Raw genomic sequence first — 8668 nt, 5'->3', positions numbered from 1 at the left:
ATGCTCTTCATTCGCTCATTTAGCCTGTGTATGGTGGAACCAGGTGCACTAATACCCCTTATTTACTCAACTAGCCCGTGTATGGTGGATTGAGGTGCACTAATGCTCTTCAGTCGCTCATTTGGGTAGCGTCCGGTGGATTGAAATGCACTTATGCTCTTCATTCGCTCATTTGGCCCGTGTATGGTGGAATCAGGTGCACTAATACCCCTTATTTACTCAACTAGCCCGTGTCCGATGAATTCAGGTGCACTTATTCCAGCCGATTCAGAGGGACTTTTCCCTTTCCTTTCAGCCTCTGGCCCAATTCCAGCCGATTCAGAGGGATTTATCCCTTTCATTTCTGCGTCTAGCCCACTTCCAACCGAATCAGAGGGATTTATCCCTTTCATTTCCGCGTCTGGCCCAGTTCCAACCGAATCAGAGGGATTTATCCCTTTCATTTCCGCGTCTGGCCCACTTCCAACCGAATCAGAGGGATTTATCCCTTTCATTTCCGCGTCTGGCCCACTTCCAACCGAATCAGAGGGATTTATCCCTTTCATTTCCACCACTGGCTCACTTCCAGCCGATTCAGAGGGACTTTTCCCTTTCATTTCCACCTCTAACTCATTTCCAGCCAATTCAGTGGGATTTATCCTTTTCATTTCCGCGTCTGGTCCAATTCCAGCCGATTCAGAGGGATTTATCCCTTTCATTCCCACCTCTGGCCTATATACCACTCTTCCGGTGACTTCCGACACACTTGAACAGACACACGTGAACAGACAAAAGGCAGACCCGGATTCCCCTCCCGTCTGCCTTTCTTCGTTACTAACCGTATTCGTATCACTCTTCCCCGCTCAGCCGGTTCAGGAATTGCAGTGCCCGCGGATTCTTCGTCTGCTCCAGCACCTGCTGCGGGGTTCCTTGCTCCAGGATGACTCCGTTGTCCATCAGGATGATCCGGTCGGCCACATCGGCCGCGAATTTCATCTCATGGGTGACGATGACCATCGTCATCCCCTCGCGGGCCAGCTGCTTGATGACCTTCAGCACCTCGCCGACCAGCTCCGGATCGAGCGCCGAGGTCGGCTCATCGAACAGCAGCACCTCCGGCTCGACCGCCATCGCCCGGGCAATAGCCACCCGCTGCTGCTGGCCGCCGGATAGCTGATGCGGATAGACTTCTGCCTTATCCGCCAGGCCTACCTTGTCCAGCAGGGCCAGCGCCTTGCTCCGCGCTTCCTCCTTGGAACGCTTCTGAACCGTGACCTGTCCCTCCATGACATTGCCGATAGCCGTCATATGAGGGAACAGATTGTAAGACTGGAAGACCATCCCTGTCTGCTGGCGCAGTGACAGTACAGTACGCTGTGGAATTTTGGCGCCTGGAGTGAAATCCAGCTTAATCGTGTTGAGTGCCAGACTGCCCTTGTCGGGAATCTCCAGCAGGTTGAAGCAGCGCAGCAGGGTGGTTTTGCCGGAGCCGGAAGGCCCGATAATCACCATCACCTGGCCGTGTTCGACGGTAAGATCGACGCCCTTTAGAACCTCCAGAGGGCCGAAGGACTTATGTAAATCGCGTATTTCAATCATGTGTGTGCCTCCTTAACTGGCCGAATACCGGTCCAGCCGCTTCTCCAGGTAATTCTGCAGCGCCGACAATACGGAGCAGAACAGCAGATAGAACAGCGCCGCTTCGCAGTACAGCAACAGCGGTTCATACGTTGTCGCTACAATTTGCTGCGCTTTTCTGAAAATCTCGACATAAGTTATACTTGCCGCAAGTGAGGTATCCTTCACCAGACTGATAAATGAGTTCGATAACGGCGGAACCGATACACGGGCAGCTTGAGGCAATATCACCCGGCGCAAGGCCTGCTTACGGCTCATCCCTACAGAGAACGCCGCTTCCCACTGGCCCTTGTGTATAGACAGAATGGCCGCCCGGACAATCTCCGAGGAATAGGCCCCGACACTGAGCGTGAACCCGATGACCGCCGCGATGAACGGATCAAGCACAATCCCTGCTGCGGGCAGTCCATAGAAAATAATAAACAGCTGTACCAAGAGCGGCGTTCCACGGATCACCCAGACATAGAACCGGGCAATGAGCCGCGGAATCTGCCAGGAGGATAGACGGGCAAGTGCCGTAATCACAGCCAGCAGCAGGCCCAGGATAAAGGATACCAGTGCAAGCGGAAGGGTAAAAGCCACCCCGGCTTTGAACAGGGGCAGCAGTGAATCGAGAAATATTTGTATTTGGCGGTCATCCATCATTTCGATACGTCAGCGCCGAAGTATTTCTCGGAAATCTTGAGGTACGTTCCGTCGCTCTTCATGGCAGCCAGCGCTTCGTTCACCGCCTGCACAAGCTCGTCATTCCCCTTCAGGAATACGGCTGCGCTGTGTGAGCCTTCGGCAATCTCATCCACCTGCTTGATCTTGACATCCGGCTTCTGCTTCTTCAGATCGAGGAAAGACAGGCCGTCATTGACAGTGGCATCAATCCGTCCGGAGAGCAGCAGATCAATGGCCTGGTTGAAGCCTTCGGTAGATACAATCTCGGCACCGTTGTCGGTAGCAATCTTACCTAGGTTGCTGGTTAGAGACTGTCCGGCTTTTTTGCCCTTCAGGTCAGCAAAGGTCTTGATATCCTCATTATCCTCCGGGACGATCAACACAGCCTTGGATACGATATACGGGTCGGAGAAATCATATTTCACTTTGCGCTCATCGGTAATGGATACTTCGTTGAAGATCACATCGAACCGCTTGGCATCCATGCCGGCAAAAATCCCATCCCACTGCGTCTCAATGAACTCCGGCTTCACGCCCAGGCGCTTGGTGACTTCCTCGGCAATTTCGACGTCGAAGCCCGTCAGCTTGCCGTCCGCATCATGATACGTGAACGGTGCGTAGGTTCCTTCTGTTCCGATCCGCAGCTTGCCGCTGGCTTTGACCGCTTCCAGACTATTCTGCCCCGCAGGAGCCGTAGTCGGTTCTGCAGCAGCGTTGCCGCCTGTTGCCGGGGAATTGGCATTATTGTTTCCGCAAGCTGCAGCCATGACCAGGGTAAGGAGCAGCACAATAGTTAGACTGATTTTTTTCATTCGATGAATCCCCTCTCGTCTCTTCTTCTCAGGTCCGTAATGACCGGCAAAATGAATAGTAACACCGCGGCATAACCTGCGTCAACACTTTTTTCCGATTATATCCATCGGATTTATATTGTATTGGATTTTTATAGTATAGCTTGCCCCAATTTCTGTTTCTGCATGAGGATTGCCTGAAGAGTTTCCGCTGGCTAAAAGCAGAGCAGCGACCCTCCATCAATGGAGAATCGCTGCTCTATTCTGTCAGGTATATCCAATCATCGCTCTTAGCTGAGCCTAACTATCCGTGCATGATTTCCGGCACCGCTTGTTCCTTGGTAGGCTCACCTTCTGATTTGCGGCCTCTGCGCAGCAGCAGTCCGAGCACGGCACCGCCAAGCGCAACAAACATCATGATATGGAACGTGTCGGCGAAGCCTTGGGACAACACCGTCTGCTTCGCCAACAGCAAGGCCTCCTGTGAGGCTCCGGCGGCACTCTGCCCGGCAGCAGCTGCCGCTTCCTGCATCTCTGTCCCGCGTGCCGTTGTTCTCGCAGTCAGAATGGTAACCAGTGTCGATATTGCGAGCGAGGTAATGACCTGCTGCATAGAGTTGGTGAGCGAGGTTACCCGGTTCACCAGATTGCTTGGCGCCTTGTTGAGCAGATGTGTATTCATCGGCATCATCATCAGCCCCATTCCGGCACCGCACATGATCAGCGGAAGGATCAGATCCCGGCTCTGTGTTGTAAGATCCACATGGGAGTATTGGAACAACGCGCCGGAGACCAGGCTGAGACCGCAGACCACAAGCCAGCGCACGCCAATCCTGTCGAACAGAATTCCGGCGATCGGCATCATCAGCCCGGAAGCAATCGCTTGCGGCAGCAGCGTCAGACCGGTGTCGAAAGCGCCGAAGCCGCGGGCCTGCTGCAGAAATTGCGGCAGCAGGAATAACGCGCCGTATAAGCCGAACTGGGCAATCCACTGCACGATAATTCCGGTGGTGAAATCAACAGATTTCAGAATCCGCAGCTCCAGCAGCGGTGTCTTGGAACGCAGCTCTGCAATCACGAAGGCGATCAGAGCAACCGCTCCCAGTCCCAGCCCCAGCAGAGTCTTCTCGGATGTCCAGCTCTGCGCACCCTGGCTGACACCGTAGGTGAGGGAAGCAAAAGCCAACGGACCAAGAACCATCCCGAACTTATCCATGCCGGGCACGCTGTTCTTCGCCGCATTCGGCAGCTTGCGCAGTCCAATCAGTACCGCAATGATGCCGATCGGAATATTAATGAGGAAGATCCAGCGCCAGGAATGGTATTCGACCAGCCAGCCTGACAGTACCGGACCAATCGCCGGTGCAAACAGGACGGGAATGCCCATAATGCCCATAACTACGCCAACCTTGCTTTTCGGAGCAAGTCTGTACACGTAGGCCATACCGACAGGGAGTACGCACCCTCCGCCAAGTCCCTGAATTACACGGAATACAATCAGCCATTCGGCACTGCTCGGCGTAGCGCACAGAATGGAGCCTAATGTGAATATGATTACCGCTGTCAAAAAGACCGTTTTGGCCCCGAACCGGTCTGACAGCCAGCCGGACAGCGGAATAACGGAAGCCTGGGCCAGCATATAGCCGGTTACCACCCATTGCAGCGTATGCAGATCGGTCTTGAAATCCACTACCAGCCGGGACAATGCCACATTCATTGCCGTGCTGTCCAGGACAACCATAAATACCCCGGCAATAATCGCCAGCAGCGGAACCAGAATGCCGGACAGCCGGAAATCGGCCTCCTGCTTCAAGGTTTGATCCATGTCTCTTCTCCTCCTGAGCTGTCCGCGCCCAGCATTGACCTGCGGACAGATTTTTAGATATAATGAGTGAACGGACAACTGTCCGTAAGTGCAATTCATAGTCTACGGACAATTGTCCGTTGTGTCAATTGATTTATTTGTTTTTCTGTAAATTGCTGATCTGTTTCTGAAAGGGGATCTCATGAAAAAGCCAGACACCGATGCTGCACAGCTCCCGCCGTCAGCTCCGCAAGCCGTAGAATCCGCTCCGCCCGTGTCCGCCGATCCTTATGTGCAGCGGATTCTCGAAGCCGCCCGCCAGTTGTTCACTGAGAGCGGTCTGGATGCGGTGAACATGTACAGCATTGCGAAGCGGGCGGGGATAGGGCAAGGCTCGCTGTACCGCCGCTTCACGGACAAAGGTGAGATCTGTTCTGCTCTGCTGAAGGGCAGCGCGGACCAGTTCCTCTCCGGCCTGGAGCAGCAGGTCGCTGCCGGCGCCGGTGAAGCTCCGGCCCTGGCCCGGCTGCAGAGCAGCATTGAGCAGATTGCTGATTTCATAGAGCAGTATGCCGAGCTGCTGAATATGATCAAAGCCGAGTTCACCGGCAAGAAGCAGCTTACCCAGTTTGAGCATCCTTTTTTTCAGCGGCTGGGAGTGATGATGACTGAGCTGCTGCAGCGGGCTGCTGACAATGGAGAGATTATTGATATAGATCCGGGCTTCGCAGCTACCGCATTAATCTCAATACTCAGCCCCGATCTGTACTTATATGAACAGAAGCGTAACCATTCCTCCAAGCTGGAAATCTCCCGCGGAATCGTGGCTTTGTTCGTAACAGGCCTCTCCAGGCGCTGACAACCTGCTCTTTACAAGAGGGGAATTTATGGTATATTAAGTAGCAATTACGAATTCAATAGCACCTGTTATTTCACTAGGGGAGTCGGCCGACTGAGACGGAGCTTAAGCTCCGGACCCTTGGAACCTGATCTGGATCATACCAGCGGAGGGAAGTGGAGCAGATTGTATCAGTGGCTTCCGCGTCATAGGCCGCAGCTGACTGTACCTTCCGCCCCATTCATCTCCTCCGGGAAATGAATGGGGCTTTTTGATGTTCGTACGGCTGTTAATTGATCCCGGAGGAGGCTTCCTGCATAGTCTTATGATTAACCTTACGAATCTATCCTACGCCTTCGGGTCCGGCTCGTCCCGGGCACTGGTATTCTCGGAGCTGTCCATGAATGTGCGCCGGGGGGAATTCATCTCTGTCGTCGGTGCCAGCGGATGCGGCAAAAGCACGTTGTTCAAAATTATCGCCGGCCTGCTTGAGCCTGCCAGCGGCAGCCTTACGCTGAACGGGGTTGAGTCAACATCAGCGGCCCAGAGGCTGGGCCGTGTCGCCTATATGCCGCAGCAGGATCTCCTGTTGCCCTGGAGAACCGTGCTGGACAATTGTCTGCTGCCCTGGGAACTGAAGCGCAGCGTCCCCAAAGCGGACGCCGTTACGCAAATCCGCACCCTGCTGGGCCGCTTCGGTCTCACCGAGACCGAAGGTGCTTATCCGCATGAGCTGTCCGGCGGGATGCGCCAGCGGGTGGCCGTCCTCCGCACGGTCGCTGCGGGCAACGAACTTCTGCTGCTCGACGAGCCGTTCGGAGCGCTGGATGCCATTACGAAGCGGGCGCTTCAGATCTGGCTGCTGGAGTTATGGTCGGAGCTGGACAAGACTGTGCTGTTCATCACCCATGACCTGGAGGAGGCACTGCTGCTCAGTGACAGAATCTATCTGATGACCGGCAGTCAGGGCGGCGGGATACAGGAGTTCACTTCCGGCCTCCCGCGTCCCCGGCACCACACTCTGAACTATGAACCGCAGTTTGCTGCCCTGCGTCAGGAATTGGAGCTGAAGTTATATGATAACCGTCTCACCTAGACGGCTGATACAGGATTACGGCCCGTCTGCCCTGCTGGCGGTGCTGACCCTGGCGGTCTGGGAGACTGTAGCGCGCCTTGGCCTGATTCCCCCATTCATTCTTCCAGCTCCGTCTGCGGTCTGGATGGCCTTGATTGAAGAACGCAGCCTGCTCTTCGGAGTGCATCTGCCTGCGACACTACTGGAGGTGCTCACAGGCTTCGCCCTGTCCGTAGGCTGCGGAAGCCTGCTGGGGACGGGGATGCATCTGTTCAGGCCGCTGGCCAAGGCGCTGTACCCGCTCCTGGTTATCAGCCAGACGATACCGCTAATCGCCCTCTCGCCCCTGTTCATTATGTGGTTCGGCTACACCATATGGAGTAAGGTGGCTGTTGTTTTCCTGACCGCTTTCTTTCCGGTGGTCATCGGCACCTATGACGGGTTGTCCAAGAACACAGACGGCTACCGGGAGCTGCTGCTGACATTCGGCGCGAACCGCTGGCAGATCCTCAGGAAGGTTGGCGTTCCGCTGGCCCTGCCCTCTTTTTTCTCCGGACTGAAGCTGTCGGTTGTATACTGTGTCATCGGTGCAACGATCGGAGAATGGCTCGGGGGCAGCCAGGGGCTGGGCTACTTCAGCCGCAGAATGGCCGGGAATCTGCAGAGCGCCAAGATGTTTGCCGCTGTTGTCTTGTTGTCCGCACTCGGTATCTTATTGTTTCTATCTGTCGCCGGGCTGGAGAAGATTATTCTGAAGAAAAGAGGACGTTATTCATGACTACTATCCGCTATGCACGTAATCTGTACAATAGCATTTCAAGGCCGGCCAAGCTGCTGCTGTCCGCTCTTGTGCTCTGTACCCTGCCGGTCCTGGCAGGCTGCGCCAACAGCAACGGTCCGGGGGCTTCCGGCTCCACGGCTGCAACAACTGCGACCTCCGAAGCGGGTGCTGACGGTCCAGCCCATAAGCTGACGATTATGCTCGACTGGTATCCGAACGCTGTCCACTCCTTTTTATACGCAGCTCAGGCTAAAGGATATTTCGCTGAACAAGGTCTTGAGGTGGAGATTCAGATGCCTGCCGATACCAATGATGCGCTGAAGCTTGTCGCTGCCGGGAAGGTAGATCTCGCACTCAGCTATCAGCCTCAGGTGCTGATGGCACGGGGAGAGAACATTCCGGTCAAATCCATCGCCGCCCTGGTGCGGCATCCGCTGAATCATCTTATGGTAGCCGCTGACAGCGGAATTACCCGTCCGGGAGAGCTGTCAGGCAAGCAGGCCGGATATTCCTCTGTTCCGCTGTATGAAGCCATGCTAAAAACTATGGTGACAAGTGACGGCGGAGATCCCTCATCTCTGAAGCTGATTGACGTCGGCTTTGAGCTGATTCCCGCCCTCTCCACGGGCCGTGTGGATGCCATAATGGGCGGCTTCATCAACCATGAGCAGCTCATTCTGGAGCAGGAAGGCCATCCGGTACGCTCCTTCAATCCTGTGGAATACGGGGTTCCCGATTATTATGAGCTGGTGCTGGTCGCCAGTGAACAGGGACTTCAGGATTCGCAGGGGTATTACCAAAAATTCGTGGAAGCCATACGACAAGGCCAGCAGTTCGTAGCCGGGAACCCGGATGAAGCGCTGAAGCTTCTGCTGGAGCATCAGGAGGATACGGCTCCGCTGGATGAAGCGATTGAACAACGCAGTCTGAAGATCCTGCTGCCGCTGATGGATGCCGGCTCTCAGCCCTTCGGCTATCAGGATGGGGCTACATGGGAGAAAGTTAACCGGTGGCTGAGCGAGAACAGACTGCTGGCGCAGGAAGTGGATATTAAGAACGCTTTTATTAATTTCTAGATTATACCCTCAGGAGGAAT

At 54.9% G+C, this 8668-nt stretch carries 9 protein-coding genes and 1 riboswitch; of the genes, 4 read left to right on the top strand and 5 right to left on the bottom strand.

The window, feature by feature from the left end; all coding sequences use genetic code 11:
• Positions 1 to 215: 215 nt before the first annotated feature.
• From HQN87_RS01370 to HQN87_RS01350, 5 genes are all read right to left on the bottom strand, one after another.
• A complete protein-coding gene (locus HQN87_RS01370) occupies positions 216 to 698 on the bottom strand; it encodes a hypothetical protein (protein WP_173126582.1) in 483 nt (160 codons plus the stop codon).
• Between the two features lie 130 nt (positions 699 to 828).
• Positions 829 to 1578 (bottom strand): amino acid ABC transporter ATP-binding protein, encoded by a 750-nt coding sequence (locus HQN87_RS01365; RefSeq protein ID WP_173126579.1) that lies wholly within the window; start codon positions 1576 to 1578, stop codon positions 829 to 831.
• A 12-nt stretch (positions 1579 to 1590) separates the two neighbouring features.
• On the bottom strand, positions 1591 to 2259 hold the full coding sequence (locus tag HQN87_RS01360) for an amino acid ABC transporter permease (protein ID WP_173126576.1): 669 nt from the start codon (positions 2257 to 2259) through the stop codon (positions 1591 to 1593).
• A complete protein-coding gene (locus HQN87_RS01355; protein ID WP_173126571.1) occupies positions 2259 to 3095 on the bottom strand; it encodes an amino acid ABC transporter substrate-binding protein in 837 nt (278 codons plus the stop codon). Before HQN87_RS01355 ends, HQN87_RS01360 begins: the two co-directional genes overlap by 1 nt.
• Before the next feature lie 283 nt (positions 3096 to 3378).
• Positions 3379 to 4899, bottom strand: coding sequence for a DHA2 family efflux MFS transporter permease subunit (locus tag HQN87_RS01350; RefSeq protein WP_173126568.1), 1521 nt, complete (start codon positions 4897 to 4899; stop codon positions 3379 to 3381).
• Between the two features lie 181 nt (positions 4900 to 5080).
• Between HQN87_RS01350 and HQN87_RS01345 the strand changes: the two genes are divergently transcribed.
• The 4 genes from HQN87_RS01345 (at position 5081) to HQN87_RS01330 (ending at position 8648) form a co-directional block, all read left to right on the top strand.
• Complete coding sequence (locus tag HQN87_RS01345; RefSeq protein ID WP_173126564.1) at positions 5081 to 5737, top strand: TetR/AcrR family transcriptional regulator; 657 nt, start codon at positions 5081 to 5083, stop codon at positions 5735 to 5737.
• 68 nt (positions 5738 to 5805) lie between these two features.
• Positions 5806 to 5908: riboswitch (TPP riboswitch) on the top strand.
• 82 nt (positions 5909 to 5990) lie between these two features.
• On the top strand, positions 5991 to 6812 hold the full coding sequence (locus HQN87_RS01340; protein WP_254075309.1) for an ABC transporter ATP-binding protein: 822 nt from the start codon (positions 5991 to 5993) through the stop codon (positions 6810 to 6812).
• Positions 6793 to 7569, top strand: coding sequence for an ABC transporter permease (locus HQN87_RS01335; protein ID WP_173126561.1), 777 nt, complete (start codon positions 6793 to 6795; stop codon positions 7567 to 7569). The genes HQN87_RS01340 and HQN87_RS01335 overlap by 20 nt, the downstream gene beginning before the upstream one ends.
• Complete coding sequence (locus tag HQN87_RS01330; protein WP_173126558.1) at positions 7566 to 8648, top strand: ABC transporter substrate-binding protein; 1083 nt, start codon at positions 7566 to 7568, stop codon at positions 8646 to 8648. The genes HQN87_RS01335 and HQN87_RS01330 overlap by 4 nt, the downstream gene beginning before the upstream one ends.
• Positions 8649 to 8668: the final 20 nt, after the last annotated feature.

It is taken from the genome of Paenibacillus tritici (assembly GCF_013204885.1).
GTDB lineage: Bacteria > Bacillota > Bacilli > Paenibacillales > Paenibacillaceae > Paenibacillus_AQ > Paenibacillus_AQ tritici.
The sequence above is the reverse complement of the archived record's forward strand: the minus strand, read 5'-3'. Positions and strand labels throughout refer to the sequence as shown.

What these genes read in the sequence shown, in the direction of transcription:
- HQN87_RS01360 (WP_173126576.1), bottom strand. Translation starts at nt 2,259, where the DNA reads ATGGATGACCGCCAAATACAAATATTTCTCGATTCACTGCTGCCCCTG.
- HQN87_RS01345 (WP_173126564.1), top strand. Translation starts at nt 5,081, where the DNA reads ATGAAAAAGCCAGACACCGATGCTGCACAGCTCCCGCCGTCAGCTCCG.
- HQN87_RS01370 (WP_173126582.1), bottom strand. Translation starts at nt 698, where the DNA reads ATGAAAGGGATAAATCCCTCTGAATCGGCTGGAATTGGACCAGACGCG.
- HQN87_RS01355 (WP_173126571.1), bottom strand. Translation starts at nt 3,095, where the DNA reads ATGAAAAAAATCAGTCTAACTATTGTGCTGCTCCTTACCCTGGTCATG.
- HQN87_RS01340 (WP_254075309.1), top strand. Translation starts at nt 5,991, where the DNA reads ATGTTCGTACGGCTGTTAATTGATCCCGGAGGAGGCTTCCTGCATAGT.
- HQN87_RS01335 (WP_173126561.1), top strand. Translation starts at nt 6,793, where the DNA reads ATGATAACCGTCTCACCTAGACGGCTGATACAGGATTACGGCCCGTCT.
- HQN87_RS01365 (WP_173126579.1), bottom strand. Translation starts at nt 1,578, where the DNA reads ATGATTGAAATACGCGATTTACATAAGTCCTTCGGCCCTCTGGAGGTT.
- HQN87_RS01350 (WP_173126568.1), bottom strand. Translation starts at nt 4,899, where the DNA reads ATGGATCAAACCTTGAAGCAGGAGGCCGATTTCCGGCTGTCCGGCATT.
- HQN87_RS01330 (WP_173126558.1), top strand. Translation starts at nt 7,566, where the DNA reads ATGACTACTATCCGCTATGCACGTAATCTGTACAATAGCATTTCAAGG.